Here is a 21707-nt window from a genome sequence, read left to right as displayed (position 1 = left end):
GAGGCGCAAATGCATTTTGGAAACGGGACACAATGCATTGGTCGATCTTTGGCAGTGATCGGCCTAGCTGTCGCAGACGCTGTCAGCGGATCGCCAGCCATGGCCGACGACTCGGTAAACACGGGGTACTTCGGCGGCGTCGCTATCATGGGATACGACACTGTCGCCTACTTTACCGAAGGCAAAGCGACGAAAGGTTCGGAAAACATCTCCTACGAATGGATGGGGACGCCTTGGCATTTCGCAAATGCCAAACATCGCGAGATGTTTATGAGCGAACCGCTTAGATACGCGCCGCAATACGGCGGCTACTGCACGGGCGAGGTGAGTGGCGGGTCTGTCACGGTCAACATCGATCCGGAAGCCTTCAAGATCATCGAAGGCAAGCTTTACCTGATGTATGACAAAGCGGATGCGGAGGACTTTGCCGCGCATCCGGCAGACACTGTGGCCAAGGCCGATGCCAAATGGCCGAAGGTCTCGGCCGATCTCGAACTCGATCAGTATCACTGACCGATTAACAAGACTCTATTGGGCAGGCGAAAAATAAAAAACCTTGGTCGAATTTACGTAAGCATAGCTGGTTTCGTCGGCCGGGTTTGGGTGTCTATAGACCGGGCCGCAGTCGGGTCGGCCAAATGCGTTTTCACTTTGCTCGCAAAGCAGGTCTCCTTTGACAGAAACCTTCTCGGTCATCATCTGGGATGCCGAGCGGAATGCGGCCTTACCGTCCAGTTGGACCTGCATTAGCGCAGGGCTTTCGGACGGCTCGGTCTTTCCTCGCAGAAGTTTGCCCATAACTATGGCCGTGATCTCGGCACCCTTCAACCGGTTTTGCTCATTCCCCTGAAAACCAAACGGCCATTCCGGCAGTCCAGCCTCGCGCAACGCGTCTAGGATAAATGCCAAATCCTCGTCCCTGAAATGGGCATTGCCGAGCCGCCAGGACGCGAGGCAGTCACGCCCCCCGAGAAGACGTTCAGCCTCAGCGACAGTCGCTCGAGCCTCATCAATGCGACCGACACGGACATAGGCCATGGCGAGGGCGGTAACGAACTCGCCGTTGCCTTGGGAGCCATAGCCCGCGCGTTTGAAACTGTCTATCGCCCTCTCGTAGTCGCGTTGCAGATAAAAAATCATGCCAGCCGTATATCGGTCGACAGCGGAGGGGTTCGGATCGATCCTGAGCGCCTTCTCGACGGCCGCAGCGGCATCGGCGTGATTGCCCGATATCAATTGAACATATGCAGCCGCCATATGGGCCTCGGCGTCGGCGGGGCCGACTGACAGGGCCTTCTGCGCGGAGGCGATCGCCTGCTCGTAGCGTCGGTCCACGACCTGCATGATAGCGAGCACCGCATAAGGCGACGGCAGTTCGGGATCGAGGGCGAGTGCGCGACTTGCCTTATCGTAGGTTCTTTTTCGCGCCAGGGCACTCTGGAGGACGTCATCATACGCGCTTCGCCAGACATAGGCCGTCGCGTGCGCATCGGACGCGAAGGCTTCGGCAAAGCCGCCGTCGAGTTCCTCGGCCTTGTCAAATAGCGCCAATGCCTCCAGCATCCGAGAACGGCGTCCGGTACGGGCCGCCTGCTCGGCACGCAGATAATAGTCATATGCCTCGAGATTGGCGGTCGGCGGACGGGCAATTCGCTCTGCCTCGGACGGGGAGAGTTCCAGACCGAGCGCATTAGCGATTTGACGGCTCATCGAATCCTGCACAGCAAACACATCGGCGCCACTGCGATCAAACCGATTGGCCCACAGATGGTCGCCGCTCTCGGTGTCGACCAGTTGCGCGTTGACGCGCATCAGGTCGCCCATTCGCTGCACACTGCCCTCCACGAGATAACGCACGCCGAGATCGCGGCGTATGTCCGCCAGCACGTGAGGTTTATCCTTGTAGGCAAAGACGGAATTTTGGGAAATGACATCAAATTTCGACAACCTGGTGAGATCCGTAATCAAGTTGTCGGTGATGCCATCGGCAAAATAATCCTGGGTTTGGTCACTCAAATTGGCGAAGGGTAGTACCGCGATCGATGGGCGTTGTTTATGCGGCCATTGCCAGGCGAAGACTGTCGCACCGGCGGCGATCAATAGTCCTACCAGCGCTAACAGCGCCATACCCCGGGGCCTTGCCCGGGTGGAGAAGATGACTTTGCCGGTGTGGGCTGGATCAAGCAGGACGCAATAGACGCGAACCGGATCCGCTATGTTTTTCAATCGATGTTCGCCGAGCGCCGAGAAACCGACATCGACCTTGTGCGCGACGTGGTCGAATGCGGTACCGGAGATGAAAATTCCGCCGGGTTCAGCAATCCCCTGCAGACGGGCGGCAATGTTGACGCCGTCGCCATAGATGTCATCGCCTTCAACAATAATGTCGCCGAGATTGATCCCGATGCGAAACCGAATGCGCTGTTCCGCGGGAAGTCCCGGGTCTCTGCCGGACATTCCCCGCTGGATTACGGCAGCGCATTGAACCGCGTCCACAACGCTAGCAAACTCGACCAGTGCCCCGTCACCCATGAGTTTGATAATCCGGCCATGGTGCTCTTCGATGGCGGAATCGACCAGCTCCCGACGGCAGGCCTTCAACCGCTCAAGCGTGCCGCCTTCATCCACTCCCATGAGACGACTATAGCCTACCACGTCAGCGGAAAGTATCGCGGCGAGACGCCTCTCCATTTCTCAGCCCACCCTTTCGATACAGGGAGCTGGACATCTTACCACGACCGAGGGCGCGCTGGCTCGGGTTCTTAGCTCAATTGGAGCCGCGCTTCCTCTCTTCCGAGACGACGCAACGCTTGGCGATATCGATCGAGGCTCGGATTGGCACAATGGTGCTTGCGACCACACCGGGGATCGGCTCGTTGGCCTTTGCATACCTCGCACTGTCAAGCGATGCAGCAAGCGGGGAGCGGCCCTCTAATTGTAACAGCGGAGGCTGCATATGCCGAGCTGGCCACGCGGCTTTACCGAAATCGTGGGCTTTCAGGAACGGGCTCGGCATAGTCTCCGGCCGAGTTCGGCATAACGGCACAAACATGTCACTCGCCCGGATCCCGGGCTGCACTTTTGCACGGCTCCGGACTTTCCCGAGAGCCCTTGGCGAATTCATCGCCGCCGCCGGTCAGCGGATGGACCGCGCCGTCACGCCGGCCAGGCCTAACAGATCGACGGAAAGATCGAAGACCTGCTTGGCGACCACGTGAACCCCTCGCCTTCTCGTTGTATTCTGCCGTTGATCGCGCATCGTTTTTCTGTTCACATTCTTATGGCAGGCATTGCGGCTCTTTGAGACAGGAGGCGTTCGTCGGCAACTCCTCAGGAGGCGGATGCGATCTTCACGTTCCCGCCATGTCCGCCTCCCCCAAAGACCCGGCGTTCGCCGAAGGAGGAGCGGATCTGCCCATGGGGGCCGGGCAGGCCGATTTCGGGGAAGAGCAACTCGGAAACCCGGTAGGCTTCTTCCAGATGCGGATAGCCGGAGGCGATGACGGTATCGATCCCGAGCTCCTGATATTCCCTCAGACGTTCTGCGATCGTCTTCGGCGATCCGACCAGCGCGGTTCCCGCGCCCGTGCGGACGAGACCAATCCCCGCCCAGAGATTGGGAGAGACTTCGAGCTTGTCGCGGCGTCCCTGATGCAGGGCGACCATGCGCGCCTGGCCGACCGAATCCGAACTCTTCGCGAACACCTCCTGCGCTGCGGCAATCGTTTCGTCAGAAAGCTTGGAAATCAGCCGGTCGGCCGCAGCCCAGGCCTCTTCATCGGTCTCGCGAACGATGAAGTGAAGACGGATGCCGAAGGTGACGTGCTTGCCCTGCGCCGCAGCGGCCTTGCGGACCTTGGCGATCTTCTCTGCCACCTGCGCCGGCGGTTCGCCCCAGGTCAAGTACTTGTCGGTGATGCCGCCGGAAAACGCGATCGCAGCGTCGGACGATCCGCCGAAATAAAGCGGAGGGCGCGGTTCCTGTACGGGTGGCAGACCAAGTCTCGCATCGAGGGCCTTGATATACTTGCCGTCGAGGTTGGCCTTACCGGTCTCGACCAACGAGTTGAACACCTGGAAGAACTCGCCGGCATGATCGTAGCGTTCGTCATGCGGCAGGAAAATGCCGTCACCGGCGAGTTCCTGGGCACTGCCTCCGACCACGATGTTAATCAGCAGGCGGCCGTTGGAAACGCGGTCGAGCGTCGCGGCGAGGCGCGCATAATAGGCCGGCGATGCCGTGCCAGGTCGAATGGCCACCAGAAATTTCAGTCGCTCGGTGTGGGCGGCGAGATCCGCGGCCAGAATGAAGGATTCCTCGCACGCCGCACCCGTCGGAATAAGCACGCCGGAATATCCCAGCCGGTCGGCAGCCTTCGCGATCTCGCGGAAATAGCCGGGATCCGCCGGGCGGCTGAGATCGTCCGATCCCAGATACGCACCATCACCAGACGAAGGGATGAACCAGAGAAAGTCGAGAGGCTTGTCGGTTGCCATCATTCAAATCCTGTCGAAACGCGGGAGCCGTTACAGATTTCACCCGACATTATGAATTTCTATAGTTTTTATAAGGAATTTTCTTCCAACTATCGGACAGCTTCGAAAAGATCAGTTCTCTCGCGGCAGTCGCCAGGATGCGCCGCCCCGCGGGATCGTCTCTCATCGCCTGGCAGCGAGATGTTTGTCATCAGTGCGATCGAGGGAGCGTTCCAGCAGTAGGTCCCGTCTGCGGGGCAGATCGACCGGCACAACCTCAAGGATGCGACCCGGCCACGGCCGCATCACAATGATCCGATCAGCGAGTGCGGCCGCCTCCTCGATATCATGCGTGACGAGCAGCATGGTGCTGCCATTCTCGTACCAGAGATCCGAGAGATGATCCTGCAGGTCAGTCCGGGTCATCGCGTCAAGGGCTGAGAAGGGCTCGTCGAGCAGGAGCACCGAGGGCCGTGTGACCAGGCCGCGAGCGAGCGCAACGCGCTGCGCCTGACCGCCGGAGAGTTCGCGAATCCAGCGGCCGCCATATCCCGACAGGCCGATTCGTGACAACACGGCCTCTACCCGTGCCGATCGCTCTCCCTTGTCGAGGTGCCGCAGACCAAAGGCGATGTTGTCCGCGACTGACAGCCATGGGAAGAGTCGCGGCTCCTGGAAAACGATGTTGACCCGCTCGTCCGGCTCGACGAGACGGCGGCCGCCCAGGCGGATTTCGCCGCGCGTCGGTGGTTCAAGGCCGGCGACCAGCCGCAGAAGGGTGCTCTTGCCGCAGCCGGAGCCGCCGATAATGGCCACGACCTCGCCCTCACCGACCTGCAGCGTGAAGTCCTCGAGCGCATGCGCCCCATTCGGATAGATCTTTCCGAGGTGGCTGATCTCCAGCATGTCAGTGTTCCCGGGCATGGTTGTCCTGCCAGCGCACGAAAGGTGCGGAAAGAACGAGCAGGCAGGTGTCGGTGAACTTGCCGACCACGGCAAAGACCAGGATCGTCGCGAGAATCTGGTCGGGCTTTCCGAGCTGTTGGCCATCGACCAGGAGATAGCCGAGCCCTTGCGAAGCGCCCATGAATTCGGCGGCGACGACGAACATCCAGCCGAGGCCGAGGCCCGCCCGCAGTGCCAGCACATATCCCGGCAGCACCGAGGGCAGCAGGATGCGTCGCACAAGATCCAGGCCGGAAAGGCGGAAGACCCGGCCGACCTCGACACTCTTCCGGTCGACCCCCTGCACCGCGCCATAAACACCGAGATAGACGGGGAAGAACACGCCGACCGCGATCAAGGCGATCTTCGAGGCTTCGAAAATGCCGAACCAGAGGATGAACAGCGGAACCCAGGCGATGGAGGGAATGGCGCGCAAGGCTTGCAGCGTCGGATCGAGCAATCGTCGGAGGATGGTCGAATAGCCTGTCAGCGCCCCCATGACCGTGCCGACCACCGCGCCGGCGAAGAAGCCTGCGAGCACGCGCCACAGGGTAATGGCGACGTGTCCGGCGAGCTCGCCGCCGACTGCCAGCGCAAAGACCGTTTCGAAGATGCGTGAAGGCGCCGGCATAAGACGCCCCTCGATGAGTCCGAGACGAAAGAGCGCTTCCCAGAGGACGAGCAGCGACAGCGGAAAGAGGAGGCCAGCGAGCGGACGATCGAACACCGAAAGGCGGACGGGCCGCCTCTCGATCTCCTGCTTCTCCGGCTGTCGCGCTGCGGTATCGAGCACTGCCATCGGCTTTCTCCCGGAGGTATTGTGCTATTGACCCAGGGAAGCACCGAAGGACGGATCGATCAGGTCGGCGACGGCGGCCTTGACGTCGACCTCGGGCTTCAGCACGCCGGCCTGCTGGAGGGCGAGGCCCGCTGCCTCGATGGTGGCACGCTGTGCATCGCCGATCTTCGAATTGCTGAGGTCCGTGCGCTCGAGCTGGCGGGCGATGACGGTGTCGGGCAACTTGGTAGCGGCGACAAGGGCGGCCTTCAGGGTCTCAGGCTCGGCGATCGCCTTCTTGCGCGCGACCTCGTAGAGGGCGATGACGCGCGACACGATCTCCGGATGCTCCTTGGCGAACTGCTCGCGAACGTTCAGGATGCCCCAGCTATTGTTGTCTGGCTTGCGATAAAACAGAAGGTCGCCGTTTTCGATCTCGGCCGAGGCCATGATCGGATCGAGACCCGCCCAGGCGTCGACATCACCGCGCTGCAGCGCAAGCTTGCCGTCGGCATGCTGGAGGAGGACAAGCGAGACGTCCTTCTCGGAAAGGCCAGCCTCGGCCAGCGCCCGGACGAGAAAGATGTGCGGATCGGTGCCGCGGGTGACGGCGATCGACTTGCCCTTCAGATCCTCGATCTTGGTAATAGCAGTATCCTTGCGGGTGACGAGGGCGGTCCACTCCGGGCGGGAATAAACGTAGATCGACTTGATCGGGTTGCCGTTGACCTTGCCGATCAGCGCGGCGGCGCCGGCCGTTGAGCCGAAATCAAGCGAGGATGCATTGAGAAATTCGAGTGCCTTGTTCGAGCCGGCAGACTGAACCCATGTCACCTTTATGCCGTCCCTTTCGAACTCCTTTTCAAGCAGGCCGTCATCCTTCAGGATGAGGCTGACCGGGTTGTAGGTCGCCCAGTCGATGCGGATTTCGGACAGGTCGGCCGCGAGAGCCTGACCAAGAGCGGTCACCGACATCAGGGCGCTAAGGGCAATGCCGAGCAGCGATTTCATGCGTATCTCTCCATAGAATTCGAGAGGTGATCTAAAAATCAGAGGGCGCCATGCCGCGGGGGCAGGATGCCATTCAGGTAGAAGTTTCCGATATGGTGGTATTTCCAGCGCACCGGATCATGCAGCGAATGCGTCCGGGCATTGCGCCAGAAGCGGTCGAGCCCATAGCTTTCGAGCGTCGAACGTGCACCGCCGAACTCGATAAGCTTGGTGGCGGCAAGCTGCGCCACGTCCGTCCCGAGCGCCTTGACCTCCGCGACAGCGATGGATGCCTCGGCTACGCTCGCCGCGGTCGGTTCTGCGGTGGCGCGGTCGACAATCCGGCCGGCCCTTGCGAGCAGCGCATCAACCGCATGCACTCTGATCGCCACGTCGCCGACGCCGTGTATGGTGTGCGGATCCTCATAGCCGTGCTCGATCGCCAATTCAAAAAATGGCCGCGTATGGGCACGAACATAGGAAATCGTTTCCGCCAGCGCCCCGCGCGCGATGCCGACCTGCACTGCGGCATGGATGATCTGCGCGAAAGGACCCATCGGCGTCGGCTGTTCGAAGCTTCCATCATGGTCGACGATCTGGAACGGCGTCACCTCGACGTCGTCGAAGGTCACGGTGCCGCTGCCCGTCGATCGCTGCCCGAAGGACGACCAGTCGTCGACGAAGCCGAGCCCCGGAGCAGCCCGGTCGATGAAGACCAAATGGACACGGCCGTTCGGTCCCTTCGCCACAGCGACGACGATATGGGCAAACAGTGAGCCGGTCGCGTAAAACTTCTGCCCATTCACGTAGAGCTTTCCGTTGCGATCGGCGAAATGCGTCTTGAAGTCGACCGGCGTCTTCGTGCCGATCTCCGTGAAGGCGTTGCCAAGACGGTCACCCTCCAGCACGCGCCGGAAATAGTGCTGCTTCTGCTCCTCGCTGCCGTTCAGCCGTAGCGCCTCCACCATGTAGAAATGGTTCTGCGGGATCTGCCCGATCGAGGAATCTGCAGCCGAGATGATGGCGGTGACCTCGGCCAGCGTCGCCGCCGAGACGCCGGCGCCGCCATAGGCTTTTGGGATGCCGATCGCCCAGAGACCGCTCTGCGAGAAGCGGTCGATCTCGGCGAGCGGAAGGCGCCGTTCGCGGTCCCGCTGGGCGGCGCCGACCGCGAATTCAAGCGCGAGGTCCTTGGCGATCCGGATGGCCTCCGCATCATCGCGGATGACATGGGCCAGGCTCCGACGCGCGGCGATGTGCGGCGCAGGACGGCCGGCGGTGAGCGCGGCCTCCCGGTGCAGCTTGCGATGATTCGTGCTCATCTGGGCTCAGTTCCAGGCGTGACGCGGCGGATGGACGCCGTTCAGATAGTAATTGCCGACATGGTAGTACTTCCAGCGCACTGGATCATGCAGCGTATGGACGCGGGCATTGCGCCAGTGGCGGTCGAGTCCGTGCTCGGCGAGGGTCGAGCGCGTCCCTGCAAGCTCGAACAGCTTGTTCGTCGACAGGATCGCAATCTCCGTCGTCAGAACCTTGGATTCGCCTGTCTTGATCGTCGCTTCCGAGACCGTCTCCAGCGTCGGATTGGCGCGCGCCGCGTCGATGGCGTGGCCGGCGATCTCGAGCAGTGCTTCGGCCGCATGCAGCTTGATCTTCAGGTCGCCGATCTGGGCGATGGTGAAGAGATCTTCGCCGGCCGTCGCCTTGCCGCTGTCGATCCAAGGACGGCTATATTTGCTGACGAACTCGATCGTATCGTCGATCGTGCCCCGGGCGATGCCGACATCGATCGCCGACTGGATGATCTGCGAGACGGGGCCGCCGACCGTCGGATGGTCGAAAGAGGTGACCTTCAGCGCCCGCGCCTTCGGCACGCGCACGTTTTCAATCTTGACCGAACCGGACGCGGTGGTGCGCTGACCGAAGCTCGACCAGTTGTTGGTGACGGTGAGACCGGAGGCGTCGCGGTCGGCAAAGACGAGATAGCCCTGGCCGGTGTCGTCGACACCGACGATCGGCACGATATGGGCAAGCAGCGCGCCGGTCGTGTAGAATTTCTCTCCGTTGACGACCACGTCGTCGCCGTCATGAACGACCTTGGTCTCGAACTCGGCGACGGTCTTGCTCTTTAGTTCGGAGAAGGCGTTGCCGTATCGGAGCCCTTCCAGCGCCCAGCCGAAGAACAGTTTCTTCTGCTCTTCCGTGCCGTCGAGATCGACGGTCGCGACGATCGCCAGATGGTTCTGGGTGATCTGCGCGATGGCCGGATCGGCTGCAGCGATGATGGCGATCACTTTTGCGAGCGTGGCATAGGAGACTTCCGGACCGCCATAGGCTTTCGGTACGTTGATGCTCCAGAGACCGCTCTGCGAATAGGCGTCGAGCTCGGCGATCGGCAGCAATCCCTCACGGTCACGCAACGCGGCCCCGACCTTGAAGCTCGCGGCCAGCGTCTCGGCGATCTGGATCGCCTCCTCGTCGCTCCTGATCACATGCGCCGGCTTGACCGGGCGCGGACGGGGCGTGAAAGGATCGGTGGAATTGACGCGTGGGTGGACGCTGTAATCGATTTTGGTGTCGGTGATGCTTCCCATGGGAAAACCTCGTCGGGTTGAACTGGAATTTTCAGCTGGCATTGGCGAGCGTAATCGCCTGGTTGCGTTTGAAGGCTTTGATGTCGCGGTAACGGTCGGCCGGATGCGCCTTGGGCAGATAAGGCCCCTCGCCGAACAGCTTCTCCCGCAGCGTGCCCGGGCGATAGCCGGTAGGATAGACGCCGCGCTTCTGCAGTTCCGGCACCAGATAGCCGACGATATCCTCGAAACTCTCGGGTGTTACGGCATAAGCAAGGTTGAAGCCGTCAACGTCGGTCTCCTCGACCCAGGCCTGGAGCTCGTCGGCGACGGTGGAGGGCGATCCCACGACCACCGGCCCCATGCCGCCGATACCGCCCCATTCGGCCAGCTCCCTGATCGTCCAGCGCTTATTCGGATCGCCTTCCGAAAGGCTCTCGATCGCCGAATGGATGGCGTTGGTCTCGACCTTGCGCACGAGGTCATCCGGCGCGTAGCGGGAAAAGTCGACGCCAGTCCAGCCGGACATGAAGACCAGCGAGCCATCATAGGAAACGTAGTCGAGATAGTCGCGGAATTTGGCGCGCGCCTTCTCGTCGGTCTCGTCCACGATAACCGTCATCAGATTGTAGATGCGGAACTTCGACGCATCGCGCCCGACGGTTGCCGCCCGCAGCCGGACATCGTGCACATAGTTCTTCAGGATTGTCCTGGTCTGTGCCGCAACAAAGACGCATTCCGCATGCTCCGCCGCGAAATGCTTGCCCGGCCCGGAAGCGCCGGCCTGGTAGAGCACCGGCGTACGCTGCGGCGACGGCTCGGTCAGTGCGTAGCCCGGCACTTCGAAGAAACGGCCCTTGTGGCCGATCTCGTGCACCTTCGAGGGATCGGTGAAGATGCGCTTCTCGCGGTCGCGCAGCACAGCACCGTCTTCCCAGGAACCCTCAAGGAGCTTGTAGATGACTTCCAAATATTCGCTCGCCACTTCGTAGCGGTTGTCATGCGCACGCAATCCGCCTTGCCCGATGTTCTTGGCGCCGCTCTCCAGATAGGAGGTCACGATATTCCAGCCGACGCGCCCCTTGGTCAGGTGGTCGGCGGTGGCAAGACGCCGGGCGAAGGGATAGGGGTGCTCAAACGAGATCGAGGCGGTGATGCCGATGCCGAGATGTTCGGTGGCAAGCGCAATCGGGGCCGCGAGCTGGATCGGATCGTTGACCGGAATCTGCGCCGCCTGATGGATGGCGTAGTAGCTGTTGGCCTTGTAGACGTCGTAATAGCCGATCACGTCGGCGATAAAGATGCCATCGAAGACTCCCCTTTCGAGCGTCCTGGCAAGATCTTGCCAGTAGTCCAGATCCTTGTATTTCCAGGATTTGTCACGGGGATGCGCCCAAAGACCGGGCGACTGGTGGCCCACGCAGTTCATGTCGAAGGCGTTGAAGTGTATCTGCTTGGTCATTCCGCGATCCCATCCGGATTTCAGGCGTGGTCCCCGAAGCATCCCGATGCCGCATCCATTTAACAGTTATTATATGTTTTTTATGTACTATTTTATGGAATTTTTTTCTGAGTTTTGTCAGTGGGCGGTCACCGGCTCTGGCCCTTAGGTTATCACTCGCTCACCCGCCTCATCTCATCGCACCGGATCGCATTTTCCGCACGGCCTCGCGAAGCAAGAGGTGCGGGTGAATTTGAAAATAAATTCTATAATTTTTGTGTACTTTAAATTCCTGTTGGTTAACGGCAAGAGCTATCTGTCGAATGATCCCCACCAAGGCCGACGCAGCTGCCTCACGGAATACCGCTCCGTGGTCATTCCTGCGGCCGGCGCCGTCGCAACCGAGGATCAATTCATGTCCAAGCCCATCATCAACCAATCCTATCGCCGCCGCACGGTCTTGAAGACCATGCTGGCATCAGGAGCGCTCCCTCTTCTCTCATCGGGCGTCGTCTCCTCCGCCCTCGCCGGGGGCAATCGGTTCGCCGGCCGCACCCTCAATCTCCTGATCATTCAGCCGCATGTCGTCACTGGCAAGAAGATCGCCGAGGATTTCGAAAAGCTGACGGGTGCGAAGGTCAACGTGACCGCCGTTCCCTATGACCAAGTCAGCCTCAAGGCGACCCTCGACTTTCAGTCCGGAGCCGGTGAATTCGACGTCATCGACTATTTCTATACCTACAAAGGCCAGCTCGCCGAGGACGGCGTGATCGAGGACGTGACCGACTTGATCGAGAAAGACAAGGCGGAAATCCAGCCCGACGACTTCATCCAGACGATCTATGACCAGTACACGCTGCATGACGGCCGTCGCTATGGCCTGCCTTATGACGGCGACAGCCACCTTCTGTTCTACAACAAGGAGCTGTTCGATCGTTACGGCCTCAAGCCACCGACGACCTGGGACGAATACAACGAAAACGCCAAGATCATCACCGAGGCGGAATCCAGGAACGGGATCTACGGTGCTGCGGTCCTTGGCGCGAAGATCCCTGTCATCATCCTGTCGACCTATGCCAACCGCCTCACCGGCTTCGGCGGCAACTTCCTGAAGGCAGACGGCACTTCGGCCCTCGACAGCGCCGAAGCCGTGGAAGCGCTGAAGTCGCTGCTCGCATCCGCACCGCATGCATTGCCGACGCCGCTCGAGACGCGCTTCGAGGAAGGTCTGCCCGCCTTCCTCAGCGGTAAGGCCGCCCAGATCGACTTCTGGACCGACCTCGGCGGCTACGCCCAGGATCCCAAGGGCTCGAAGATCGTCGACAAGTGGGGCGTCACCCGAATTCCCGTCGGCGGGGCCAACAAGACGCCACGTCTTGCCTTCAACGCCGGTTTCGGCTTCGCAATCACCAGCGGCTCGAAGAACAAGGACGTCGCCTGGGAACTGATCAAGCTCGCGACCAGCAAGGACTACCACGAACAGCTGCTCACGCTGACCGGCTCCGGCATCGATCCCGACCGTCACTCCGGCCTCAACTCCGAGAAATTCAAGGCCTTCCAGCCGCTCGTCCAGCCGCTGCTTTCAGACGGTGCACTGGAAAACAGCCTCGCCTGGCCCACGGCCGTCTATGCCCCGAAGCTGGAAAACGCGCTGACCGATGAACTCGCCCTCGCCCTTGCCGGGACCAAGAATGCCGAACAGGCGATCGCCGATGCCCACAAGGCCTGGACGACCATCATCGAAGCCAATGGCTGATCATTGAGGCCGGCCCACCTGGCGGACGTGGAACACGAGACCCGAAGGCGTGCCTCGCGGCAGAGCGGGGCACGCCTTTCGAGAGAAGAACAACAGGCGCGATGACATGACTGCGATCGATTTCCCCCTCGCTCGAAGACGAGCCGCCTCAACGACGGCAGATCACGGCATTTCGGCACACCGGGTCGTCCGCTGGCTGTGGATCTCTCCGATCCTGCTCGGGCTCGCCGCGACCCTGGCCTACCCAACACTCTTCCTGGTGGCTCTTGCGCTCAGCAAGAGCACGCTCGGCAAACCCTTCCGCAGCTTTGTCGGATTGCAGCATGTGCGGGAGGTCCTCCAGGATCCCCTGTTTGTGACTTCTGTGACCAAGAGCATCGCCTATGCTTTCGTCACGGCGAGCATCCAGCTGGTTATCGGCTTCCTGATCGCCTTGCTCTTCACCCGGCTCCTGAAGGCCGGACGGTTCCTGGTAAGCCTGATCCTGCTGCCGCTGATGACGCCGCCGGTGATGGTGGGAGTCGCATGGAAGTTGATCCTCGCGCCGGCCGGAGGGCTGCTGAACGGGGTCCTCCTGAACCTTGGCATCGTCGACGCGCCCGTGAGCTTCCTGGGCGATCCTGTCTTTGCCTGGTTCGCGATCGCGGTTGCCGATATCTGGCAATGGACGCCCTTCGTCGTCATCCTCAGCTTCGCCGCCCTTTCGACCATTCCCGAAGGCGTCCACGAGGCTTCGATCATCGATGGGGCATCACCGCTGCAACGCTTCTGGCACATCACGCTTCCGCTCGTGGCGGCGCCGCTCTCCTCGATCTATCTGCTGAAGCTCATCCTCTCCTTCAAGGTTTTCGACCTCGTCTATGTCCTGACGTTCGGCGGTCCGGGCTTTGCCACCACGACGACCGGCTTCTCCATCTATCGCCGTGCATTGGAACAGTTCGATGTCGCCCGCGCCGCCGCCGAGACCCTGATCTACAGCCTGGTGGTTGGCGCGGTGCTCTGGCCGGTCATCCGCCTTCACCAGCATCTCGAGAGGAAAGACGCATGACGATCAACCGCTCCGACATCCCGCTCGTTGCCGCGATCGCACCGGTCTTCGTCTTCTTCACCCTGCCGATCGCCTATCTCGTCTCGGTGTCCTTCAAGACCAAAGACGACGTGCTGAGCGGCCATTTCCTGCCGACAAGCCCGACGCTCGACAATTGGCCGGCCGCTTTCGAGGCCGCCCATCTCTCAGGATTCATCGCCAACTCCGTTGCCGTGTCGCTGCTCGCCGGCGCCCTGACGCTGCTGCTCACCCTGCCCGCCGCCTACGCCGTGCTGCGGCTCGGCATCGGTGGCAAGTGGCTGGGTGATCTGACGCTGTCGAGCTACATGGCGCCACCGATCGTGGCTCTGATTCCCCTGTTCTATCTTCTCAAGGCAGCCGGGCTGCTGAACACCCATGCCGGCCTGGTGATGCTCTACGGCTTTGCCAATATCCCCGTCGCTTTCTGGCTTCTCACGCCTTTTCTCCGGCGCATGCCGCTGGAGATCGAACAGGCGGCGGCGCTCGACGGAGCCGGCCCTCTTCGGATCCTCGTCCATATCGTCGTGCCGATCATCGTACCGGGCATCGTGGCGACGCTGATCATCGTCTCGGTCCTCGCCTATAACGAGTTCCTCTTTGCCTCCGCCTTCACCTTTTCCGACGAGACGCGCACACTTCCTGTCGGAATTTCGCTCTTCCAGGGGGATCGACTGGTCAATTTCGGCCAGATGGCAGCCGCCTCGCTCGCCGGCATCGCACCGGTCTATCTGGTGGCGCTCTTCCTGCAGCGCTATCTCGTGGCAGGTCTCGCCCATGGCGGACTCAAATGATCACCGGACGGCTCGGAACGCTTGCGTTTCCCGCGCGAACAAGCTACATACTGAACCAGATGGTTCAGTATGTAAGTCCTTCCCTCGACCTCTCGTTTGCGGCGCTGTCCGATGCGACACGCCGCGGGATCATCGATCAGCTTGGGCGGGGGGACGCGTCGATCACCAGTCTCGCGGATCAGTTCCAGATGACGCTGACCGGCATGAAGAAGCACGTCCAGGTTCTCGAGCGGGCGGGGCTGGTCGTCACGCATAAGGTCGGACGGGTGAGAAACTGCAAGCTTGGGACACGTGGCCTCAAGGCGGAGGCCGCGTGGATCGAGGCGCATCGCAAGCTCTTCGAGGCCCGCTTCGAAGCCTTGGACGAAATCATCAGCGAGATGCAACAGGAGGGAAGCGATGACTGAGCAAGTTAACGGTGCAGGTGGTGCTGAGAACCGCACGTCGGTCGAGCGCAGAGGCGATCGCGAACTCCTGGTAACCAGGACATTCAATGCGCCACCGGGCACGGTTTACAGGGCGTGGAGCCAGCCCGAACTGTTCCAGCGCTGGTGGGTGCCAAAATCGGTATCCGGCATTTCGCTCGTCTCGTGCGAGATGGACGTGCGTACCGGCGGCAAATATCGGCTGGAATTCGGCGCCGGCGGTTCGGACACCATGGCTTTCTATGGCAAGTATCTCGAGGTGGTGCCGAACCAGCGCATCGTCTGGACCAACGACGAGGGGGAAGAGGGCGCGATCACGACCGTGACCTTCGAGGACCAAGGCGGGAGGACACTCCTGACTTTCCACGAAGTCTATCCGTCCAAGGAGGCGCTTGAGGAAGCCCTACAGGGCTCGGCGGCCGCATTGCCGGAACAGTTGGAGCAGCTCGACGAATTGCTGTCCAGCATAGGCAGGTAGCGCCGGTCGGGAAAATCGCCTCGAGGGAGCGTCTGCTCTTGGGAAGTGACTCCGCCACCCGCCGGAGCGAGGACGCGTTCCCGGACATTCACCCGCTAACCTTGATCAGGGCGAAGCCGCCTTCCCGCGGCCGAGCTCAAAATTGCGCCGCCCCAAGCTTGCGCAGCCGCAAATTACTTGACTGACATTATCAAGGATTATACGCGCTTCGGCCAGTTTTCTGCCATTTGAAGCGCGAGCATGACCCCCGCCGACCTGTTTCCTGAAATCGCTCGCGCCGATCAGCGCCCGGCCCTTATCTTCGCCGACGGACGGACCCTCTCCTATGCCGACCTCAATGCCCGGACGCTGCGCTTTGCCGAGCGGCTGGGACGGGGGGAAAAGCGGCTTGTCGCGATTTCGGCGGATGTTTCGGAACATGTGATCGTCGCCTATCTCGCTGCGCTGCGCGCCGGTCATGCAGTGGCGATGCTGCCGCCCTGCGATGACGGGCTGTGGCAAGAGTTTCTGGCAGCCTTTCAGCCTGATTTCACCTACCGCCCCGCCGGCGGCCGCTGGCGGCTCGTCCGGGAAAGCCGGCCCGGGCAAAGCGACGCGCCGCTGCATCCGGATCTCGCATTGCTGCTGATGACCTCAGGCAGTTCCGGGCTCGCGAAAGCCGTGCGCCTGTCCTATGCCAATCTTGAGGCCAATGCTCGTGCGATTGCCGGTTACCTCGAACTCTCCCCTGCCGACAGAACCGCGCTCGTCCTGCCGCTTCATTATTCGTACGGCCTGTCCGTCATCCATTCCCACCTCGTTGCCGGCGGCAGCATCTTCATTCCAGGCGTCTCCGTGGTGAGCGAGGAATTTGCAAGACTGCTCGGCGAAAGCGGCTGCACCAATCTTTCGGGCGTGCCCTATTCCTATGAGCTGATGGAAAGGACGTGCTTCCGAAGCCACGAGCTGAAGGCGCTGCGCTTCATGACGGTGGCCGGCGGACGGCTGGCACCCGAACTTATCCGCCTCTACCGCGACCATATGCGCGCGAACGGCGGCCGCTTCTTCGTCATGTATGGCCAGACCGAGGCGGCCGCCCGCATCGCCTTCGTGCCGCCGGAAAGCCTGGCCGACAATGAGGAGCGGATCGGCATCGCCATTCCCGGCGGCAGCCTCAGCCTCGTCGGCGATGATGGGCATTCGCTCGACCGACCTGACGTTGCCGGAGAACTCGTCTATGCCGGCCCGAACGTGATGATGGGCTACGGCGCCGATCGCGCCGATCTTCAGCGGGGCGCCGAGGTCGCGGCATTGAAGACCGGCGATATCGCCATGCGCGACGAGGACGGTTTCTTCCGGATTGTTGGCCGCAAGAGCCGTTTCGCCAAGGTCGCGGGGCTCCGGATCGGCTTCGACATCATGGAGCAGGTTCTGGCCGAGGAGGGAATCGCGGCTGCCGTTGTCGGTGACGATCACGGTCTGCAGGCCTATGTGACCGATGCCGCTTCCGCCGACCGGGCGCTGGGAATGCTCGTCGAGGCGAGCCATCTTCCGGCGAGCCTGGTCTCCGTCAGGGCGCGACGAGAGCTCCCGAGGCTTGCCTCCGGCAAGATCGACTATGCCGGCCTTAGCGAGGAGATGCTGGCGACGCGCGAGACGAGACGAGCCACGGCGGTCAGCGTGCTCGATGCCTATGTCAGGGTCTTCTACCCCCACAATGTGAGCTGCAGCCACAGCTTCGTCTCGCTCGGCGGCGACTCCCTCCGCTTCCTGCAATTGACGATGGAACTCGACAGGCTTGGCATCGAGCTGCCGGAAGGCTGGGAGCATACGGCGATCGCCGAGCTCGATATCGACCCGCAGGTTGCACGGACGGATAGCGCAGAGGTCAGGGCGCTGCCGACCGATCTGGTGCTGAGGGCGATCGCCATCCTGCTCGTCGTCACCCATCACGAAATGCTCTGGCCCATTCCCGGCGGATCGGGCGTGATGCTGCTCCTCGTCGGCTTCAGCCTGGCACGTTTCCAGTCGGGCCATTTCCTCGCTGGCAATTTTCGCCAGGCGCTGCGGCCGGCAATCAATGTTCTCATTCCCTATTTTCTCATCGTTGCCGCCTATGGGCTCGCCTGGCGCACCATTCCCTGGGCCTCGGTCACGCTGACCGGCAATTTCGGCTATGCCGAGCCGGAGCGCCACGAAATGCTTCCCTACCTCTACTGGTTCATCGAAGCCTATGCGCAGACGCTTCTCGTCTTCTCGCTGATTTTCGCCGTGCCTACGGTGCGAAGGCTGGCGCGATCGCAACCCTTCGCCTTCTCGCTCGCGCTGCTTGGACTGGCGGTCGCGGCGCGGTTTTCGCTGCCGCTCCTCTTCGATGTCGGCAGGCGGCAGATTTTCACCATCTACTGGGGCCTGCATCTCGGCATGTTCGGCTGGTGCGCGGGCCTTGCCGGCAAGAAGACGCAGCGGATCATCCTGACGGCGCTTGCCGCCGCCGTGCTCGGTTATCTCGCCTTCTGGGAAACGCTCTGGATCGGAACGACGGTCAAATATCTGACGATCTTCGCAGCGCTTCTCGCCCTTCTCCACCTGCCGCGCATTCACTTGCCCGTGCGGCTGGGGCGTCTCGTGACGCTGATCGCCGTCTCGGCCTTTCCCACCTACCTTCTGCACCGTTTCGTGCCGGAACTGCTGATGCCACAGACAGCGGCCGTGCTGCCGGCTCCCCTCTTTCATCTGCTGGCGATATCAGGTGGCCTGGCGCTCGGCGTCATCGCCAACAAAATCGCGGCCGACCTTCGCAATCTGCTTGGCGGGGTCCGCGGTACGGGGGGACGTACGGTGATGGCCAAGACTGTCTGAACCGCAAGCGAACAGCAGAATATATTAGCAGCGCCGCACGAAAAGCTTGCATGCAGGCATTAAATCGGATGTCCTGAGCATGGCTTCAGTGGTGTTGGGCGCCCCGCTATGAAAACCCTCGACGCACGAATTCGGTTTAAAGGTGAGCGGCGACAGGTCACGGCCCTTTTCTATGACATTGTCGGTTCCACCGAGCTCTTGTTGCGCAGCGAGCCGGAGAAATTCTTCCGGTCGGTCTCGGCGTTACATCAGAGCGCCGAAGCGATCATTAGGAAACACGGGGGATTTCTTCACCAGCGGCTCGGCGATGGCGGTTGCTGCTTTTTCGGCTATCCCGAACAGTCCGAGGATGCCGCTGAAAGCGCGGTGCGCGCTTCTCTGGAGCTGTTGCGCGTCGCGGCCGGCGCCGAGACCACGACCAAGACCCAGGCCAAGGCCAAGGCACGCAGGCCGTTTCGGCTGCGGATCGGGGTGGCCACCGGGCTCGTCGTCTTCTCCACGCAAGGAGATGAGATCGTCGGCACGGCGCCGGTTCTGGCGGCCCGGCTACAGGCCGAGGCCGACCCCAATTCCGTCCTTGTCGCCGATTCGACCGTCCAGCTCACCCGGCAGAAATTCGATTACAGCCTGCTGCGGGAGGCAAAGCTCAAAGGCTTCGAACATCCGATTGCGCTCTGGCGCCCGCAGGAGCGCGACCATTCGGCCCCGGAATCATCGCCGTCCCAGCGCCAGGACAGGCCGATCCGCGGCCGGGAAACGGAGCTTGCCGCCCTTTCCAGCGCCTGGAATTCGGCCCTCGGCGGCAAGGGAAGTCTGATCGCCGTGGTCGGCGAGGCCGGCATCGGCAAATCCAGGCTAGTCGGCGAATTCGCCGATAGCCTGCGGCAGAGCACGCATGAGACCGTGGTCTTGCAATGCGGCAGGCGCCTGGAGAGCCAGCCGCTGCATCCATTCGTTTCGTTTCTCGAGAGGCTGGTCACCGAACCCTCGGTCCTGAAGGATGGCGACAACGACGCCTTCATGCGGGCTCTTCAAGCCTCCGGCCGACAGCTCGATGCATCCGTCGCCGACACCATCCTCGCATTCACCGCCGACCGTTCGCCGGCGACGTCGCGCAATATTCGCGTCTCCGATCTCTCCGGGCGCGCCTTCAGGCGGAAGGTCATCGAAGCCGCCGCCGACATTCTGACATGCAAGGCCGCCGATCTCCCGACGCTCCTCATCTTCGAGGATGTGCACTGGGCCGACGACATGACGCTGGAGCTGATCGACAGGCTGGGATCGCTGGCGGCCGGGCTTCCGATCCTGGTCATTCAGACATCGAGAATCCGACGATCTCTCGCGGTTGCCCGCGAGATCGAATTGCCCGGGCTGACCGCCACCGCGGTTCGCGATCTCGTCGCCTCGATCTGGCGGGAGCATCCCCCGCCCGGCCTGTCGGACTTCATACTCGACCAATGCGACGGCATGCCGCTCTATGCGGAAGAACTGGCCAGCTTCTTCCGCGGCAGGCAGCCATTGGGCAAGACACTCTCGGAATGGAAAGGGCTGCTCAGGGAAGGCGGCGTCACCTCGCTCAACGATCTGCTGTCGGCCAGGCTCGCTGCGACCGGTTCGGCACGCCGGGCGGCGCAATTTGCCAGCGTCATCGGCCGCGAATTCAGCATCTCGCTGCTCACCTACCTCCTCGAAGGGGTCAGCCGCCGCAGCGTCGACGTCGATATCGAGCAGCTACTGCGGCAAGGCATCATCGAGCATTCGACCACCTCGCACGGCTCCTATCAGTTCCGGCACGTGCTGGCGCAGGAAGCGGCCTATAGCAGCCTTCTCAAGAGCGACCGGCGCCGCATCCACCGGCGGATCGCCGATCTCCTGATCGGCGAAGGAAAACCCAGCCTGCCGGCGGCAATCGCCGCCTGGCAGTGTGCCGAGGCGGGCCTGCATGACGCTGCCGCCCGATTTGCCCTGGCGGCTGCGGAGGCAAGCGTTCTCCGCTCGGCAATGCAGGAGGCAAATGTCTCGCTCGAACTCTGTGCCGAGGCGGTCGACAGCCTTTCCCGGCGCCACCCCGACCGCACCGAACTCGCGCTCAGCCTGTTCGAACTTCAAGGCGTCGTGGCAAGCGCGCTCGAAGGCGAGGGATCGGAGAGCGCGCGGCGGGTCTATGCCCGCGCCATGCAGCTTCTGCGCAAACAGCCCTCGGCCGTGCGCGTCAAGCATTTCCCGGTCTATTGGGGATGGTGGTTCACCGCCCCCAACATTCTGACCCAGCAGTCACGCGCGCGCATTCTCATCGGCGACATGCAAGCCGTCGAGGATCGGGAGACGCGGCTTCAATCCTATCACTGCGGCTGGGCGACGAGCTTCCACGCCGGCGAGCACGGCTTTTGTCTCGACTGTGTCGCCAAGGGCCTCGCGCTCTACGATCCGGAAAGCGCGGTGCGCAATCGGGCTTTCTTCGGCGGCCATGACGCCAAGGTCTGCGGCCTCGGCGAGAGCGCCCTTTCCTACCTGCTGCTCGACGAAGCCGAGGCGAGTGAACATGCGATCGGACAATGCCTGGAATGGGCAAGCGCGACCGATCACGCCGGCAGCATGGTGCATGCGCTCTATTACGCCATGGTGCTTGCCCGCTGTCAGGGCCGCTATGATGACGTCCATGCGCTCGGCGAACAGATGCTGTCGCTCGCCGAGCGGCACGGGCTGGCGGCAAGCCAGGCGCGGGCCAACATGTATTGCGGCTGGGCGGAGCTGATGACCTCGTCCGCAGCCGGCGGCGAAGAGCGTTTTGCCGGCGGCCTGGCTCTCCAGCAGCAATTGGGCACCGACGACAATTTTTCCATGCACAGCGACATGCATGCGCAGGTGCTGCGGCAGCGCGGCAGGTCTGCCGAAGCCCTGGCGACCGTCCAGAATGCGATCAATGTCGGGCGCAGCAGCGGCCAATCGTTCTGGCTCGCCGAACTCTACCGCCTCAGCGCCCAACTGAGGGGCGATCTGAACGAGCCGCCCTCATCGATCAGACGAGACCTGGCACGCGCCATCCAGATTGCCGACGGACAGAAGGCCGCTTGGTTGGCGGAAAGAGCAAAGCAAAGCCTGGACGGACTGCCGCGGCCTTAGAACAGGATGTTTTTAGGC

General features: G+C 62.0%; 16 protein-coding genes. 8 read left to right on the top strand and 8 right to left on the bottom strand.

Annotated features, from left to right (window positions below; translation table 11 throughout):
* Positions 1-9: 9 nt before the first annotated feature.
* Positions 10-513 (top strand): YHS domain-containing (seleno)protein, encoded by a 504-nt coding sequence (locus K6M89_RS20310; protein ID WP_222140726.1) that lies wholly within the window; start codon positions 10-12, stop codon positions 511-513.
* Between the two features lie 15 nt (positions 514-528).
* Here the strand turns inward: K6M89_RS20310 and K6M89_RS20305 are convergent, their stop codons facing one another.
* The 8 genes from K6M89_RS20305 to K6M89_RS20270 all read right to left on the bottom strand — a co-directional run bounded on the left by K6M89_RS20305 (position 529) and on the right by K6M89_RS20270 (position 11227).
* On the bottom strand, positions 529-2691 hold the full coding sequence (locus tag K6M89_RS20305) for a tetratricopeptide repeat protein (protein WP_222140725.1): 2163 nt from the start codon (positions 2689-2691) through the stop codon (positions 529-531).
* A 639-nt stretch (positions 2692-3330) separates the two neighbouring features.
* Positions 3331-4500, bottom strand: a complete 1170-nt coding sequence (gene ssuD / locus K6M89_RS20300) for an FMNH2-dependent alkanesulfonate monooxygenase (RefSeq protein WP_222140724.1) — start codon at positions 4498-4500, stop codon at positions 3331-3333.
* Positions 4501-4659: 159 nt separating this feature from the next.
* Positions 4660-5382, bottom strand: coding sequence for an ABC transporter ATP-binding protein (locus K6M89_RS20295; protein ID WP_222140756.1), 723 nt, complete (start codon positions 5380-5382; stop codon positions 4660-4662).
* Between the two features lies 1 nt (position 5383).
* Positions 5384-6220 carry an ABC transporter permease gene (locus K6M89_RS20290; protein ID WP_222140723.1) on the bottom strand — a complete coding sequence of 279 codons (837 nt, stop codon included), beginning with the start codon at positions 6218-6220 and terminating at the stop codon, positions 5384-5386.
* A 24-nt stretch (positions 6221-6244) separates the two neighbouring features.
* A complete protein-coding gene (locus K6M89_RS20285) occupies positions 6245-7210 on the bottom strand; it encodes an aliphatic sulfonate ABC transporter substrate-binding protein (RefSeq protein ID WP_222140722.1) in 966 nt (321 codons plus the stop codon).
* 38 nt (positions 7211-7248) lie between these two features.
* Positions 7249-8511, bottom strand: coding sequence for an SfnB family sulfur acquisition oxidoreductase (locus K6M89_RS20280; protein WP_222140721.1), 1263 nt, complete (start codon positions 8509-8511; stop codon positions 7249-7251).
* Positions 8512-8517: 6 nt separating this feature from the next.
* Positions 8518-9786 (bottom strand): SfnB family sulfur acquisition oxidoreductase, encoded by a 1269-nt coding sequence (locus K6M89_RS20275; RefSeq protein WP_222140720.1) that lies wholly within the window; start codon positions 9784-9786, stop codon positions 8518-8520.
* A 31-nt stretch (positions 9787-9817) separates the two neighbouring features.
* Entirely contained in the window at positions 9818-11227 is a 1410-nt protein-coding gene (locus K6M89_RS20270) for an LLM class flavin-dependent oxidoreductase (RefSeq protein ID WP_222140719.1), read from the bottom strand.
* A 394-nt stretch (positions 11228-11621) separates the two neighbouring features.
* Between K6M89_RS20270 and K6M89_RS20265 the strand changes: the two genes are divergently transcribed.
* The 7 genes from K6M89_RS20265 to K6M89_RS20235 all read left to right on the top strand — a co-directional run bounded on the left by K6M89_RS20265 (position 11622) and on the right by K6M89_RS20235 (position 21689).
* Positions 11622-12962 carry an ABC transporter substrate-binding protein gene (locus K6M89_RS20265; RefSeq protein WP_222140718.1) on the top strand — a complete coding sequence of 447 codons (1341 nt, stop codon included), beginning with the start codon at positions 11622-11624 and terminating at the stop codon, positions 12960-12962.
* A 106-nt stretch (positions 12963-13068) separates the two neighbouring features.
* The gene (locus tag K6M89_RS20260) at positions 13069-14010 is read left to right on the top strand and encodes a carbohydrate ABC transporter permease (protein WP_222140717.1); all 942 of its coding nucleotides are present in this window, start codon (positions 13069-13071) and stop codon (positions 14008-14010) included.
* Complete coding sequence (locus tag K6M89_RS20255) at positions 14007-14822, top strand: carbohydrate ABC transporter permease (RefSeq protein ID WP_222140716.1); 816 nt, start codon at positions 14007-14009, stop codon at positions 14820-14822. Before K6M89_RS20260 ends, K6M89_RS20255 begins: the two co-directional genes overlap by 4 nt.
* A 59-nt stretch (positions 14823-14881) precedes the next feature.
* On the top strand, positions 14882-15229 hold the full coding sequence (locus K6M89_RS20250; protein ID WP_222140755.1) for an ArsR/SmtB family transcription factor: 348 nt from the start codon (positions 14882-14884) through the stop codon (positions 15227-15229).
* Positions 15222-15725, top strand: coding sequence for an SRPBCC family protein (locus K6M89_RS20245; protein ID WP_222140715.1), 504 nt, complete (start codon positions 15222-15224; stop codon positions 15723-15725). The genes K6M89_RS20250 and K6M89_RS20245 overlap by 8 nt, the downstream gene beginning before the upstream one ends.
* A gap of 240 nt (positions 15726-15965) precedes the next feature.
* Entirely contained in the window at positions 15966-18566 is a 2601-nt protein-coding gene (locus tag K6M89_RS20240; RefSeq protein ID WP_222140714.1) for an AMP-binding protein, read from the top strand.
* Positions 18567-18674: 108 nt separating this feature from the next.
* Entirely contained in the window at positions 18675-21689 is a 3015-nt protein-coding gene (locus K6M89_RS20235; RefSeq protein ID WP_222140713.1) for an ATP-binding protein, read from the top strand.
* The last annotated feature ends 18 nt before the right edge of the window (positions 21690-21707 follow it).

The sequence above is a fragment of the Rhizobium croatiense genome, from assembly GCF_019793465.1.
GTDB lineage: Bacteria > Pseudomonadota > Alphaproteobacteria > Rhizobiales > Rhizobiaceae > Rhizobium > Rhizobium croatiense.
Note: the sequence above shows the minus strand (reverse complement) of the source record. Positions and strands in the feature narration are given on the sequence as shown.